Here is a 14308-nt window from a genome sequence, read left to right on the forward strand (position 1 = left end):
GCCGGTTTCCTCTTCATCGCCTAGATTCTTTGAGGTGACTGCACAGGATCTACCGCTGGAACTTCGCCGCGCCCTCATCGGCGTTGCCAGGACCCCCCGACTGCTCGTCACCTCCGACTACGACGGGACGATGGCTCCCATCGTCTCCGATCCGTTGAAGGCGTTTCCGCACGCCGAGGCAGTGAGCGCGATGCGCGGTCTGGCGACGCTCGCTGGAACCACCGCCGCCGTCATCTCCGGTCGTGCCCTCCGTGACCTCGCGACGCTGTCGCGCCTACCTGCCGAAGTGCAACTGGTCGGAAGCCACGGCAGCGAGTTCGATGTCGGCTTCATCCATGCCATCGACGACAAAGCCAAGAAGCTGCTCGCCGACATCTCCACCGAGATGGAGTCGATTGCCAGTAGGTTCCCTGGCGTCGGGGTGGAAGTGAAGCCCGCGAGCGCTGCGCTTCACGTACGCAACGCCGAACCCGGCGACGCGGAACGCGCGTTGAACGCCGTCCGCGAAGGTGTTGCTCTCCGCGATGGCGTGCAGGTCACCGAAGGTAAGTCGGTCATCGAACTCGCCGTCATCGTCACCGACAAGGGCGTTGCTCTCGACATACTTCGTCACCAGGAAGGTGCGACGGCCGCCGTGTTCTTCGGTGACGACACCACCGACGAGAAGGCGTTCGCTCGCCTCCACGGTCCCGACATCGGCGTCAAGGTCGGTGCTGGAGACAGCGCGGCCGAATTTCGTATCGAGAGCACCGAGCAGGTCGCCCTGGCTCTGGCGTTCCTGCTCGAGGAGCGTCGCCAGTGGCTGTCCGGCGCCGACGCGCCCCGAATCGAGCGCTTGACGATGCTGGCTAGCCCCAACGCCGTCGCACTCGTGACGCCGGACGCGAACATGACCTGGCTGTGCCATCCAGAACCTGACTCCGCAGCGATCTTCGCGCACCTGCTCGGCGGCAACGAGGCAGGCCACTTCAGCGTCGGCCCGACCCGGGCCGCGCTGCCGTTGAGTCAGCAGTATGTCGACGGGACCATGACCGTGCAGACGAAGTGGTCGAGCCTGCAGGTCACCGACTACCTCCCGCACGACGTGCCGGACGGTCAGACGTCGCTGACCCGCGTCATCACAGGCAAGGCGACCGCCGTGATCACGTTCGCGCCGAGGCCGGAGTTCGGCAAGGTGTGGGTACGGCTCGAGCCGGAGGCCGACGGTCTGCGCATCTACGGCACCGCCGACCCGATGGTGCTGCGCAGTCCTGGCGTGCGGTGGAATGTCGTGTCCGACGGGGCTCAGCAAACCGCGCACGCGGAGGTGGACCCGTCGACGAGTCCCATTGTTCTCGAACTGCGTTTGGGCACGGACGATCTCGGACCTTCCGAAGTGCCCGAGGAGGAGCGGCGTCGACACGCTGAGACCTACTGGAAGGACTGGGCCGACGGCCTCACCCTGCCCCCACTCAAGCGAGACCTGATGAAGCGTTCGGCGCTGACTCTCCGAGGACTGGTCCACGCCGCCTCCGGTTCCATCATGGCCGCAGCAACCACGTCGCTTCCCGAGGAAATCGGTGGCGTCAGGAACTGGGACTACCGATACTGCTGGCTCCGCGACGCGGCACTGACGGCGTCGGCTCTGGTCAACGTAGGCTCGACGGTCGAAGCCGAGAACTACCTATCCTGGATTCACAATGTGCTGCAATCGGTTCCAGGTCCCGAGCGCCTGCACCCGCTGTACACAATCTGGGGCCTCGGCCTGCCGCCCGAGGCCGTCATCGACGAACTCCCCGGCTATGCCGGTTCCCGGCCGGTGCGCGTCGGGAATGCGGCGAACCAGCAGGTCCAGCTCGACGTGTTCGGGCCGATCGTCGACCTGATCTCTTCGCTAGCGCACGCACGCCAGGCGAAGGGGCTCCACGGCAAAGATGCTCTGTCCGAGGATGATTGGTCACTCGTTCGCTCGATGGTCGAAGCCGTCGAGCGCCGCTGGTCCGAACCCGATCACGGCATCTGGGAGATCCGCGGCAACCCTCGTCACCACGTGTACTCGAAGGTGATGGGGTGGATGACGATCGACCGCGCGCTCACCCTGGCGTCGACTTTCGGTCGCGAGACCGAACCCGGTTGGGAAACACTGCGTTCGACGATCCACGCCGAAGTCCTCGACCAAGGCTGGAACGAGGAAGTGCAGTCCTACACCGCCGCATACGACGGCACCGATCTCGACGCGGCAACCTTGCACATCGGACTGTCCGGCTTGATCGACCCCGAAGATCCACGGTTCGCAGCGACCGTCACCGCAACCGAGGCCGAACTACGCAGCGGATCGACGGTGTATCGCTACCACCACGACGACGGCCTGCCCGGCGGGGAGGGCGGATTCCACCTCTGTGCCGCCTGGCTCGTCGAGGCATACCTGCTGACCGGCCAACGCTCCGAGGCCGAAGCACTGTTCGCACAGCTCATCAGCGCAGCCGGTCCAACCGGACTGCTCAGCGAGGAGTACGACCCCGTCGCCGAACGTTCCCTCGGCAACCACCCACAGGCCTACAGTCACCTCGGGCTGCTCAGGTGTGCGGCGTTGCTGAGCTGACCGGCCTCGGATCGCTCGAATGGTCCATTCATACGGTCAGATAGCTACTCGGGTCCATTCAAGCGGAAGGGGCGGCGGCTCACCCGGCCGGCGGCGGACCCGCCGTACGCCCCTTGACCAGTTCGGTGGGTAGGAATTCCGTCGACACGACGCCCGACCGCGAGGTGGACATCAGCAGAGCGCCCGCGCGCCTGCCCTTTTCCTCCGCGTCCTGACGGACGGTGGTGAGGTTGTCACGGATGGCACCCTCGACGCCATCGAAACCGGTGACCGTCAGCTGACCTGGAACGTCGATGCCGGTAACCTTGGCGAAGTTCAAGGCACCGAGTGCAAGTACGTCGGTGGTGCAGAGCATGGCCGTGGTCTCTCGGTTCGCTTGCAGCGCTTGGGCAGCCGCGGAGTGGCCGGATCTGGTGGTGTGCTCGAACCGTTCGACGACCGTCAAGGTCTCCGGGTCGAGCCCAGCGTCCGCCATCGCATCCTTGACGCCCGCAATGCGTTCGCGTTGGACGTGAAAGTGACTGTCCGCAAGCCTTCCCGGCGGTACGACGCCATCGCGTCGGTCACGTCCGAGCCGCATGCACAGCACTGCGATGTGCTTGTGACCGAGCGTGATCACCTGGTCGGCAATGAGTTTCATCGCGGCACGGTCGTCGATGGCGACGAGGGCAGCTTCCGGCACACCTCGTGGTTGATCGCAGATGACGATCGGCAGGTGCCGCTCGCGCACCGCTTGGAGGTACGGGTCGTCGTCGGCGACGGAGTAGACGACGAACGCGTCGACTCCTGCCTGCTGGACGACGGCTGCAGCCGCGGTGTCGTCGCGATCGGGGCCCGCGGGTATCAACAGAAGGCCTTGTCCGGCTGCTTCGCACGATTCGGCCAGGCCTGCGAGGAACGCCATGGCGGCGGGGTCACGGAAGGAATAGCTGAGAGCCTCGGTCAGCACGAGACCGACCGCACCTGCCTTGCGAGTGCGCAACGACCGTGCAACCGGGTCGGGCCCGGCGTAGCCGCGACGCTTGGCTGCCATGAGCACTCGCTCGCGCAGTTCCGGGGACAGCTGGTCAGGACGGTTGTACGCGTTCGACACCGTGGTGCGCGACACCTTCAACTCGGCGGCGATCGACGCCAACGTTGCCGGGCGCCTCGGCTCCCTCGACCTGGACATACTCGGACGTTAGTCGCAAACCGGGTCCCAGTGAAAATCGAGGAGCCGATGCCCGATTCGATCCGTGACCAGGAAATAGCTAGAGTACAACGGTAACGGTTTCCAATTGCATCTAGATTTCTTCCAGGAGCACCCCCATGCGTCGTACCACCACCGCGCTCGTCGGATTGTCCTGCGCCGCCACTCTCACCCTCAGCGCGTGCAGTTCGGACACCGAGACCCAGACGACGTCGGCGCCCGCAACCGCAGTCGACGGACCGATCACCATCGTCGCCTCGACCAACGTGTGGGGAAGCGTCGCCGAAGCCGTTGCAGGCGACTTGGCCACCGTCGACTCGATCATCGCCGACCCGTCGGCAGACCCCCACTCGTACGAAGCAAGCCCCGGTGACGCCGCCAAGATCGCCGAGGCGTCGCTCGTCGTGTACAACGGCGGCGGATACGACGAGTTCATCGACGACATCCTCGCTTCCGAGGGCCAGAACGTGCCGTCGGTCAACGCATTCGACCTTCTCGATGCCGATCACGCCCACGACGAGGACACCGCGGAGCCGGCCGACACAGCGGAGCCGGCCGACACCGATGGGCACAGCCACGGCGAGGTCAACGAACACGTCTGGTACAACGCCGAAGTAGCCGCTGCCACTGCAGAATCCATTGCAGAGTCACTCGGACAGCTCGATCCCGACAATGCCGCGCAGTACACCGCCAACGCCGAAACCTTCCACGAGCAGGTGCACGGCATCACCGACGTGACGGCGAAGATCGCCGCCGATCACAGCAACGTGCCCGTCGCACAAACCGAGCCGATTGCGCACTACCTGATCGAAGAATCCGGCTTGGACGACAAGACGCCCGAGGACTTCAAGGACGCCATCGAGGAGGGCAACGATCCGTCGCCTGCCTCCATCGCAGCCACTCGCGACCTGTTCACCTCGAACTCGGTCAAAGCACTGGTCTACAACACCCAGACTCAGGACGCCGTCACACAGGACATCCGCTCGACCGCCGAAGCGGCGGGTGTGCCCGTCGTCGAGGTCACCGAAACTCTGCCCGAAGGTCTGACCTACATCGAGTGGCAGACCAAGGCGGCCGAGGATCTCCAAGCCGCACTCAGTGCATCCTGACTAGGCCCGATACGCACGGCCCTGGGAAGATGAACGCATGTCTGCTGTAGAACTGCGCGACGCCGGTTTGGCGTTCGGTGAGCGCACGCTGTGGCAGAACCTCGACCTGAGCGTCGAGGCCGGCGAATTCGTCGCCGTCCTTGGCCCCAACGGCTCCGGCAAGACTTCGCTGCTCAAGGTCCTGCTCGGCCAGAACCATCTGACCACGGGCGATGCCACCATCGGCGATGCTCCGGTTCGCCGCGGCCAGTCGGGCGTCGGTTACGTTCCCCAACAACGCAGCATCGACGACGGTTTGCCCCTGCGCGGGCGCGATCTCGTCGGCCTCGGCTGGGACGGTCATCAGTGGGGAATCGGACTTCGGGGACGGCGTGAACGCAGGCGAATCGTCGACGACGCAATCGAACAGGTCGGTGCAGGCGCATTCGCCGACGCGCCCGTCGGCACGCTGTCCGGCGGCGAGCAGCAACGGCTGCGTATCGCGCAGGCACTCGTCGGCGATCCGTCGGTCCTGCTGTGCGACGAGCCTTTGCTCAGCCTCGATCTCGCGAACCAGCGGTTGGTGTCCGAACTGATCGATCGACGACGCCGGGAGCACGGCACCGCGGTCCTCTTCGTCACCCACGAGATCAATCCGATCCTTCCTCTCGTCGATCGCGTCGTGTACATCGTCGACGGCAAGTTCCGTATCGGCCGACCTGCCGAAGTGATGACCACCGAGGTGCTTTCGGAGTTGTACGGCACCGAGGTCGAGGTGTTGAAAGTCCGCGGCCGACTCATCGTCGTCGGCACCGGAGACTCCATCGATGCGCTGGGAACTGCGGGTGCGCACCACCCACCTACCGAGGACGTGTCGTGAACGAGAAAGTCATAGACGCCTTCTCCAAGATCTTCGACTTCAGCACCACCGCGAACCTGCTGAGCTACGACTTCGTTCAACAAGCACTCATCGCGGCCGCCATCCTCGGGTTGCTCGCGGGCGCGCTCGGACCGCTCATCGTCAGCCGTCAATGGGCATTCGCGGTTCACGGCTCGAGTGAGCTGTCGCTGACGGGTGCATCGGCGGCACTGCTCGTGGGCATCACCGTCGGACTCGGAGCGATCGTCGGATCCGTCGTCGCGGCCGTGATGTTCGCGCTGCTCGGATCGAAGGCGCGCGACCGCGACTCGGTCATCGGCGTGATCATGTCGTTCGGTCTCGGCCTGTCGGTGCTCTTCATCTGGCTGTACCCCGGACGTACCGGCACCAGCTTCTCGCTCCTCATCGGCCAAATCGTCGGCGTCGGGCAGAGCGGGTTGCAGTTGCTGTTGATCTGCGCGGTGCTCGTGCTGATCGTGCTGGCAGTCGTCTACCGCCCCTTGTTGTTCGCCAGCACCGACCCGGAGGTCGCACTGGCCAGAGGCGTCCCGGTACGGGCGTTGTCGGTCGTCTTCGCTGTGTTGGTCGGCGTAGCCTGCGCGTTGGGTGTACAGATCGTCGGTGCTCTGCTGGTTCTGTCGCTGCTCATCACCCCCGCAGCCGCTGCCGCACGTGTGACTGCCAGCCCGCTGAAAGCGACGCTGCTGTCCATCCTGTTCGCCGAAACCGCGGCCGTCGGCGGGATTCTGCTGTCCCTGGCTCCCGGCGTGCCCGTGTCGACCTTCGTGACCACGATCTCGTTCGTTATCTACCTCGTCTGCCGTGCCGTGGGATCTCGCCGTAAGGCCAATTCAGGACGGGTGCTCGCGGTCTAGACTTGGCTCCGATGCCTTCCATCGATTTGAACTCGGACCTCGGCGAAAGTTTCGGTACCTGGAAACTAGGTGACGACGACGCCATGTTGGCGGTCGTCACGAGCGCGAATGTCGCGTGCGGCTTCCACGCGGGCGATCCGCGGACGATTCTCGACACCTGTCGCGCTGCTGCGGATGGTGCCGTTCGTATCGGCGCTCAAGTCGGTTACCGCGATCTCGCCGGATTCGGCAGACGCTTCATCGACATCGAGCCTGCCGATCTGACCGCCGACGTTCTGTACCAGATGGGCGCCCTCGACGGTCTCGCTCAGGCGGCCGGTTCAGCGATCGCCTACGTCAAACCTCATGGAGCGCTGTACAACGCGATCGTCAGCCATCGAGAGCAAGCGCAGGCCGTGGTCGACGCCGTACGCACCTACGACCCGACTCTTCCTGTCCTCGGACTACCCGGCTCCGTATTCCTCGACGTAGCCCACGGAGCCGGACTGAGAACCGTCTCCGAGGCGTTCGCCGATCGTGCGTACACCCCGAGCGGCGAGTTGGTATCCAGGCGTATCGACGGCGCAGTCCTGTCCGATCCGTCCACGGTGGCCGAGCGGGTACTCAGGCTGGTACGCGACGGTGTGGTCGAGGCGATCGACGGCTCGACAGTGAGCATCGACGCCGAATCCGTCTGCGTGCACGGAGATTCGCCCGGCGCACTCGAGATGGCACGTGCAGTCCGTAATACACTGTCCGACAACGACATCGACATCTCCGCGTTCGTCTGATGATCATCCACGACTGCGGAGATCACGCATTGCTCGTCGAGTATTCCGACTTGGCCGAGACCATGACGTACTACCGGTCTCTCGCCCAGTCCCCGATCGACGAAGTCGAGGACCTCGTCCCCGCTGCGCGCACCGTCCTCGTGCGGCACAACGGGAATCGCGATCGCGTGCTCGATTGGGTCCGCACAAAAGATCCTGCGAACTCCACCGCAGCAGAAAACAGCGAACCCGTGGTCATCGTAGTGTCCTACAACGGCGAGGACCTGGGTGACGTAGCCGAGGCCACGTCGATGAGCGTCGACGAGGTTATCCGCGCACACACGGAGCAGACGTGGACCGTTGCGTTCGGCGGATTTGCGCCGGGATTCGGCTACCTCGTCGGCGAAAACGATCGGCTGCACGTGCCTCGCCGCAACACACCACGCACGAAGGTGCCCGCAGGTTCGGTGGGGCTGGCGGGTGAATTCTCGGGCATCTACCCGCGCAGCTCCCCGGGCGGTTGGCAGCTGATCGGAAGAACCGATGCGCCGCTATGGGACGTTCACCGCGACCCACCTGCCCTGTTGCAACCGGGAGCAACCGTCCGGTTCGAGCAACGATGAGTTCCATCGAAGTGCTCTCCCCGGGTGCGCTTTCCACAGTCCAGGATCGAGGCAGGCTCGGATATTCGTCCATCGGCGTCGGCCGCTCCGGAGCTGCGGACAGCGACGCACATGACACCGCAAATCGGCTGGTAGGCAACATGCTCGGCGCAGCAACAGTGGAGACGACTCTCGGCGGACTGCGAATACGAGCGCACGGACCCGTCGTGACCGCGGCGACCGGGGCTCGGGCGCCGGTGACGATCAACGGCGTCGGCGATGCGATGCACTGCACTCTCAACCTCGCCGATGGGGACGAATTGTTCATCGGGACAGCCATTTCCGGACTTCGGACCTATCTCGCGGTCCGAGGCGGCATCGACGTCGAACCGGTTCTCGGAAGCAGATCGACCGACACGATGGCCGAGCTCGGACCAGCGCCGCTCGCTGCGAACGACGTGCTCACCATCGGCCGGGAGTCGACCGATTGGCCTGCCGCATCCTGGGCCCCACCGCGTATCGATTCCGGGCCCATCCGGGTAATCCTCGGCCCCCGCGACGACTGGTTCGCCGACGCGTCCGCACTGTTCGGCCAGGAATGGACGGTCACCTCCGAAGCCGACCGCGTCGGCGTCAGACTCGATGGCGTCGCACCGTTGGAACGCTCGGGCACCGCTGAACTCCCCAGCGAAGGCATGGTCGTCGGCGCCCTTCAGGTCCCTCCTGACGGTCAACCGGTCGTGTTCCTGGCCGACCACCCCGTCACCGGCGGTTACCCGGTCATCGGTGTCGTCACCAGCGCCGACCTTCCCCGCCTCGGCCAGCTACGCCCGGGGGATGTCGTGCGCTTCGCGCCCGTGCGTGCGTAATGACAGCGGAGTGTCATTACGCACGCACGTGCCGTTACTTGGATGCAGCCTCGGCGAGCTGTGGGACGAGCGCGTCGATTGCGAATGGCAGGCTCAGGACCGTGCCCCACGTCAAGGCACCGGACACGATCGGATCATCGACGAAGATGGCTCTGCCGTCCCGTGCGACGTTCAAGGCCTGATACGTCGGCACTGCCTTGACCTGATCGCTCGTGCCTACGCTACTGCCCGTGTTCCACACCAGCACATCGAGATCGAGCATTCCCAGTTGTTCGGTGCTGATCTGGAATGCGTCCTGGTCTCCCGCGAGATCGGCAATCTGCTGCGGAATTACGAACCCCAAGGACGTGAGAAGACGAGAACGCTGGTCGTTCGGCGACCGCACCCAGAAGCTGCCCGGTTCACCGGCCTCGGCGACCGCGACGGTCTTGCCCTCGAACTCGGGATGAGCTTGCCGTTGCGCGGTCAGTTCGGCATCGACGTCGGAGACCAGCTCTGCAGCCTTGTCGGACTGCCCTAGAGTATCGCCGACAAGTCGGACGCTCTCCTGCCACGGCATACCGAAATCGGGGTAGTCGGGCGAGCCCGTCACGGTGGGAGCGATCTCGCTCAAGCGTGAATAGGCGTCACTGCTGACATCGATGTACTGGGCCATGATGAGATCCGGTTGCAGCGCGGCGATCTGCTCGTAGGCGATGTTGGCCTGCCCGGTGAACTGCCCCCGATTGAACACCTCAGGCTGGGCGTCGCCCAGCGCGTCCTGGGCCCACGGCCACGTTGCGTACGGATAGTCCCCATACCAATCGGTGACCCCGACCGGAACCTCCGCGAACGCAAGCAGAGTGTCCTGATCCGAGTAGCCGACGGTGACGATCCGTTCGGGGTCGACGGGGACCTCGGTGGTCCCGAGCTTGTGCACCACAGAACGTGTCTCGGTCGCCGGCTTCTCCTCTGCATCGGAGGCACACGCGCCCACACCGAGAACAAGACCGAATGCTGCGATGCCCGCAACTGCGCGCACACTGTTGAACGCCACGTGACGAACCCTTTCGTTAGGTTCGACTAACCTAACATTCGTCGCGGGTCGTGCGTGCGTAATGACATTGGGGTGTCACTACCCACGCACGGGCGGCGAAGCCGCTTACCGCCTACGCTGACGCGCGATGTCGGCGAGCACAACGCCCGCTGCTACGGATGCATTCAGCGACTCGACCGGCCCAGCCATCGGAATCGACAGGATCGAATCGCAGGTCTCACGAACCAAGCGCGAGAGGCCCTTGCCCTCGGATCCGACGACGATGGCGACGGGTCCGCTGGCGTCGAAGTCGTCGAGCGTGGTGTCGCCCTCGGCGTCGAGGCCGACGATGGTGACACCCTTGGTCTGCCAATCCTTGAGCGTACGAGTCAGATTGGTAGCCCGAGCGACGGGAAGCCGGGCCGCCGCACCGGCACTCGTGCGCCATGCGACTGCGGACACGCTTGCGCTTCGACGCTGCGGGATCACGACGCCATGGCCACCGAAGGCAGCGACGGAACGCACGACAGCTCCGAGGTTGCGGGGGTCGGTGATGTTGTCGAGCGCGACGAGAATCGCAGACTCCTGGTGTGCGCGAGCGGCACCGAGAAGATCGTCGGGGTGTGCGTAGCGATACGGCGGCACCTGAAGCGCGAGACCCTGGTGCAGGCCGTTGACGCTGAGCTTGTCCAGATCGCTGCGTGGCACCTCGAGAATCGAGATGCCGGCGTCGGCGGCGCGCTGAATGCTCTCCTTGAGCCGCTCGTCGCTGTCGGTGCCGACAGCGACCCACAGAGCCGTCGCCGGCACACCCGCGCGGAGGCACTCCACGACAGGGTTACGACCCAGCACCACCTCGGGAGCGTCGTCGTTCTTTCTGCTCGCGACGCGACCGCCGCCCTGCCTGCCACCGCCGCCTTGGTTCTGTGCGGACTTCTCCGCAAGCTTGGCCCGTCGCGACGCGGGGTGCTTCGTCCTGGCCTCGGCTGGTGGCGTCGCACCGCGTCCTTCGAGGCCCCTGCGGCGGTTACCGCCGGATCCGGCGACCTGCCCCTTCTTGGTGCCTGTCTTGCGAACTGCGCCGCGCCTACTGGAATTGCCTGCCATCACTGCCCTGCTTCGTCGGTACCACTGGTTGCCCCGACGGACCATTCGGGCCCGTTGGGGGTGTCTGTCACGTCTATTCCGGCCTTCGCCAGACGGTCCCTGATCGCGTCCGCTGCGGCCCAGTCCTTGTCGACCTTCGCCTGTGCGCGGCGCTGCAACTCGGCGTCGACCAGAACACCGAGGGCTCCGACGACGGCATCGTTGTCGCCCGAATCAGCTGCCCAATGCGGGTCGAGTGGGTCGACGCCGAGAATGGACAGCATCGCCCTGACCTTCGACGCCTGCTCGACGGCTCCGGAAAGGTCCCCACTCTCGAGCGCACTGTTGCCGGTTTTCACCGTTGCATGCACGGCAGCGAGGGCCTTGGGTACTCCGAGATCGTCGTTCAGCGCGGCGGCGAAGTCCTCGGTCCACGTGCCGAGCGGAACCTCTCCGGCGCGTTCGACGGTGCGCTTCACGAAACCTTCGATGCCGCGGTACGTGACCGCTGCCGTCTGCAGTGCATTGTCCGAATACTCAAGCATCGAACGGTAGTGCGCACTTCCGAGGTAGTAGCGAAGTTCCTGCGGTCGAACGCTTTTCAGCACATTCGGCACGGACAGGACGTTGCCGAGCGATTTCGACATCTTCTCGCCGCCCATGGTGACCCAGCCGTTGTGGAGCCAGTATCGGCTGAATCCGTCGCCTGCAGCCTTGCTCTGAGCGCGCTCGTTCTCGTGATGTGGAAACACCAGATCCAAACCGCCGCAATGGATATCGAAGTCCGGACCGAGGTACGCCTCGCACATAGCCGAGCATTCGAGATGCCAACCCGGCCGGCCACGGCCCCACGGCGTCGGCCACGACGGCTCGCCTGGCTTCGCAGCCTTCCACAGCGTGAAGTCTCGCGGGTCGCGCTTTCCGGCGCCGACGCTCTCACCCTGATGAACGTCGTCGAGTTTGTGACCGGACAGTGCGCCGTAATCGGGGAAGCTGACGACGTCGAAATAGACGTCACCTTCCGCGGCATACGCATGACCGGAAGCGATGAGCCGTTCGATCAGCTCGACCATCTGTGTGATGTGCCCGGTCGCCCGCGGCTCGGCCGAGGGCGGAAGTACTCCGAGCTTGTCGTACGCCCAGGTGAACGATCGCTCGAACGTCGCTGCCCACTCCCACCACGGGCGGCCGGCGTCGCGTGCCTTGTTCAATATCTTGTCGTCGATATCGGTGACGTTGCGGATGAACGCCACGTCGTAGTCGTGGGCGAGAAGCCAACGCCGCAACACGTCGAAGGCGACTCCACTACGTACGTGACCGATGTGCGGCTCACCCTGGACCGTCGCCCCACACAGATACACCGATGCATGGCCAGGGACCAAGGGGGAAAATTCCCGCAGGGCCCTCGTCTCGGTGTCGTATAGGTGAAGGGTCACGACCAGCAATGCTACCGGTGCATTTACTCCGTCACGACAAGTGCGGTAGCGATGGCGGCGATTCCCTCACCTCGACCCGTCAATCCGAGTCCGTCGGTGGTGGTCGCCGATACCGATACCGGCGCTCCGAGCACCGTCGACAAGGTTTCCTGAGCTTCGAGGCGCCGCGGTCCGATCTTGGGCCGGTTGCCGATGATCTGCACCGCAGCGTTGCCGATGGCAAAGCCGCTCTCGGTAAGCAGTCGGCGCACCTCGGTGAGCATCGCCGAACCGCTGACACCGTCCCATTCGGGTCGTCCGGTCCCGAACACGGACCCGAGATCGCCCAGGCCTGCTGCCGACAGAAGCGCGTCACACAGGGCATGAGCGGCGACGTCACCGTCGGAATGGCCTTCACAACCGTCTGCGTCCTCGAAGAGCAGACCTGCGAGCCAGCACGGACGACCGACTTCGATCGGATGCACGTCGCTGCCGATACCGACCCTCATACGCTCTCCTGCAGGACGATCGCCTCGGCCAACAGAAGGTCGTGAGGCGTAGTGATCTTGAAAGCTAGTGCGTCACCGACGATGGTGTGGACGGTTTCGCCCAGTCGTTCGACCAGACCCGCATCGTCGGTCGCGGTGCCCGACGCCTCGGCGTAGGCGCGGCGGAGCAGGTCGGCTCGAAATCCCTGCGGCGTTTGGATCGCACGTAGCGCGCTCCGGTCGGGTGTGCCGACCACGGCGCCCATGATGTCGACGGATTTGATCGTGTCGGCCACGGGGAGGGCAGGCACGACAGCGGTACGGCCCGCTCTGACCTCCGCTACGACACGTGCGATCAATGTCGGTGGGGTGAGTGCGCGGGCGGCGTCGTGTACGAGCACGATGCCGGCGTCACCTACTTCGGACAGACCGGAGCGAACGGAGTCCGTTCGCTCTGCGGCGCCCGCCACGACTGTTACGGACGGACCGAACAGTGCACGTGTGTGTTCGACCAGATCAGCGGGCACCATTACGACAACACGGTCGACGGCCCCTGACGATGTCAGGCCGTCGACCGATCGTTGCAACAATGTGGAGCCGCCGAGTTCGACGAATGCCTTCGGCTGACCTCGCAGAAGGCGAAGGCCTTGGCCCGCCGCCGGAACGAGCGCGACGACGGGACCGAGATGCGAACTCACTTACGAAGCTGCAGCGAGAACTTCGTCGAGAATGGTGTCGGCCTTGGCCTCGTCCGTTCCCTCGGCGAGCGCGAGCTCACCGACGAGAATCTGACGCGCCTTGGCGAGCATGCGCTTCTCGCCTGCCGAGAGGCCACGATCCTGCTCACGTCGCCAGAGATCGCGGACGACCTCGGCTACCTTGTTGACGTCGCCGGAAGCGAGCTTCTCGAGGTTTGCCTTGTACCGGCGCGACCAGTTGGTCGGCTCTTCGGTGTGCGGTGCACGCAGCACCTGGAAGACTTTGTCGAGACCCTCTTGCCCAACGACGTCACGCACTCCGACGTATTCGGCGTTGTCTGCGGGAACTCGGACGGTGAGATCGCCTTGAGCGACTTTGAGAACTAGGTACTCTCGTGGTTCACCCTTGATGGTGCGGGTTTCTATCGCTTCGATCAGCGCCGCTCCGTGATGGGGGTAAACGACGGTGTCTCCGACCTTGAAAATCATGTGTCCCATGCCCCTTTCGATTTACCCACTTTACCACGCGCTCGGATCAACGGCGCAGGTCAGGGGCGTAGTCCTGTCTTCGCAGGGGTTGACACAGGCGCCGTAACGTGTATCCGACACCCCTTCGGTTCAGTTTGCGCGCTGTGGCGGAAACGACACGAAACGCCGGTCAACACGCCGATAAGGGTACTTTTCGGGACATAGTTTGCGCCCCAGCGATCCCCCTTCGCCGGGTGACTACTACTCTGCCTAGTGGACGAGATGGATCGGCTGATCGACGCGGC

At 64.7% G+C, this 14308-nt stretch carries 14 protein-coding genes; 7 read left to right on the forward strand and 7 right to left on the reverse strand.

Going from position 1 to position 14308, the window contains the following annotated elements; translation table 11 throughout:
• Positions 1-34: 34 nt before the first annotated feature.
• A complete protein-coding gene (otsB, locus tag D8W71_RS27035; protein ID WP_121118250.1) occupies positions 35-2581 on the forward strand; it encodes a trehalose-phosphatase in 2547 nt (848 codons plus the stop codon).
• Positions 2582-2660: 79 nt separating this feature from the next.
• Here otsB and D8W71_RS27040 read toward each other — a convergent pair whose 3' ends face one another.
• On the reverse strand, positions 2661-3752 hold the full coding sequence (locus D8W71_RS27040) for a LacI family DNA-binding transcriptional regulator (protein WP_201265207.1): 1092 nt from the start codon (positions 3750-3752) through the stop codon (positions 2661-2663).
• 137 nt (positions 3753-3889) lie between these two features.
• On the opposite strand from D8W71_RS27040, the gene D8W71_RS27045 reads away from it, so the two are divergent.
• Genes D8W71_RS27045 through D8W71_RS27070 form a run of 6 tightly spaced genes read left to right on the forward strand, consistent with a single transcriptional unit; the run spans position 3890 to position 8833 of the window.
• A complete protein-coding gene (locus D8W71_RS27045; protein WP_121118252.1) occupies positions 3890-4879 on the forward strand; it encodes a metal ABC transporter solute-binding protein, Zn/Mn family in 990 nt (329 codons plus the stop codon).
• A gap of 37 nt (positions 4880-4916) precedes the next feature.
• Positions 4917-5738 (forward strand): metal ABC transporter ATP-binding protein, encoded by an 822-nt coding sequence (locus D8W71_RS27050; protein ID WP_121118253.1) that lies wholly within the window; start codon positions 4917-4919, stop codon positions 5736-5738.
• Positions 5735-6613, forward strand: a complete 879-nt coding sequence (locus tag D8W71_RS27055) for a metal ABC transporter permease (protein ID WP_121118254.1) — start codon at positions 5735-5737, stop codon at positions 6611-6613. The genes D8W71_RS27050 and D8W71_RS27055 overlap by 4 nt, the downstream gene beginning before the upstream one ends.
• 11 nt (positions 6614-6624) lie before the next feature.
• A complete protein-coding gene (locus D8W71_RS27060; protein ID WP_121119992.1) occupies positions 6625-7383 on the forward strand; it encodes a LamB/YcsF family protein in 759 nt (252 codons plus the stop codon).
• The gene (locus D8W71_RS27065) at positions 7383-7985 is read left to right on the forward strand and encodes a 5-oxoprolinase subunit B family protein (RefSeq protein ID WP_121118255.1); all 603 of its coding nucleotides are present in this window, start codon (positions 7383-7385) and stop codon (positions 7983-7985) included. The genes D8W71_RS27060 and D8W71_RS27065 overlap by 1 nt, the downstream gene beginning before the upstream one ends.
• Positions 7982-8833 carry a biotin-dependent carboxyltransferase family protein gene (locus tag D8W71_RS27070; RefSeq protein WP_121118256.1) on the forward strand — a complete coding sequence of 284 codons (852 nt, stop codon included), beginning with the start codon at positions 7982-7984 and terminating at the stop codon, positions 8831-8833. Before D8W71_RS27065 ends, D8W71_RS27070 begins: the two co-directional genes overlap by 4 nt.
• Positions 8834-8867: 34 nt before the next feature.
• Here D8W71_RS27070 and D8W71_RS27075 read toward each other — a convergent pair whose 3' ends face one another.
• From D8W71_RS27075 to carD, 6 genes are all read right to left on the reverse strand, one after another.
• On the reverse strand, positions 8868-9869 hold the full coding sequence (locus tag D8W71_RS27075) for an iron-siderophore ABC transporter substrate-binding protein (RefSeq protein ID WP_201265208.1): 1002 nt from the start codon (positions 9867-9869) through the stop codon (positions 8868-8870).
• A gap of 105 nt (positions 9870-9974) precedes the next feature.
• Positions 9975-10955 carry a 23S rRNA (guanosine(2251)-2'-O)-methyltransferase RlmB gene (gene rlmB / locus D8W71_RS27080; protein ID WP_121118257.1) on the reverse strand — a complete coding sequence of 327 codons (981 nt, stop codon included), beginning with the start codon at positions 10953-10955 and terminating at the stop codon, positions 9975-9977.
• Entirely contained in the window at positions 10955-12370 is a 1416-nt protein-coding gene (gene cysS, locus D8W71_RS27085; protein ID WP_121119996.1) for a cysteine--tRNA ligase, read from the reverse strand. The genes rlmB and cysS overlap by 1 nt, the downstream gene beginning before the upstream one ends.
• 23 nt (positions 12371-12393) lie before the next feature.
• Complete coding sequence (ispF, locus tag D8W71_RS27090) at positions 12394-12858, reverse strand: 2-C-methyl-D-erythritol 2,4-cyclodiphosphate synthase (protein WP_121118258.1); 465 nt, start codon at positions 12856-12858, stop codon at positions 12394-12396.
• Positions 12855-13535 carry a 2-C-methyl-D-erythritol 4-phosphate cytidylyltransferase gene (gene ispD, locus D8W71_RS27095; RefSeq protein WP_121118260.1) on the reverse strand — a complete coding sequence of 227 codons (681 nt, stop codon included), beginning with the start codon at positions 13533-13535 and terminating at the stop codon, positions 12855-12857. Before ispD ends, ispF begins: the two co-directional genes overlap by 4 nt.
• Positions 13536-14024, reverse strand: coding sequence for an RNA polymerase-binding transcription factor CarD (gene carD, locus D8W71_RS27100; RefSeq protein WP_068376833.1), 489 nt, complete (start codon positions 14022-14024; stop codon positions 13536-13538).
• Positions 14025-14308 lie beyond the last annotated feature (284 nt).

It is taken from the genome of Rhodococcus sp. P1Y (genome assembly GCF_003641205.1).
Taxonomy (GTDB): Bacteria; Actinomycetota; Actinomycetes; order Mycobacteriales; family Mycobacteriaceae; genus Rhodococcoides.

Bases quoted from the DNA above. Each gene is read 5' to 3' on its own strand.
- D8W71_RS27070 (WP_121118256.1), top strand. From the start codon at position 7,982: ATGAGTTCCATCGAAGTGCTCTCCCCGGGTGCGCTTTCCACAGTCCAG.
- D8W71_RS27060 (WP_121119992.1), top strand. From the start codon at position 6,625: ATGCCTTCCATCGATTTGAACTCGGACCTCGGCGAAAGTTTCGGTACC.
- D8W71_RS27050 (WP_121118253.1), top strand. From the start codon at position 4,917: ATGTCTGCTGTAGAACTGCGCGACGCCGGTTTGGCGTTCGGTGAGCGC.
- ispF (WP_121118258.1), bottom strand. From the start codon at position 12,858: ATGAGGGTCGGTATCGGCAGCGACGTGCATCCGATCGAAGTCGGTCGT.
- D8W71_RS27040 (WP_201265207.1), bottom strand. From the start codon at position 3,752: ATGTCCAGGTCGAGGGAGCCGAGGCGCCCGGCAACGTTGGCGTCGATC.
- carD (WP_068376833.1), bottom strand. From the start codon at position 14,024: ATGATTTTCAAGGTCGGAGACACCGTCGTTTACCCCCATCACGGAGCG.
- D8W71_RS27045 (WP_121118252.1), top strand. From the start codon at position 3,890: ATGCGTCGTACCACCACCGCGCTCGTCGGATTGTCCTGCGCCGCCACT.
- rlmB (WP_121118257.1), bottom strand. From the start codon at position 10,955: ATGGCAGGCAATTCCAGTAGGCGCGGCGCAGTTCGCAAGACAGGCACC.
- D8W71_RS27065 (WP_121118255.1), top strand. From the start codon at position 7,383: ATGATCATCCACGACTGCGGAGATCACGCATTGCTCGTCGAGTATTCC.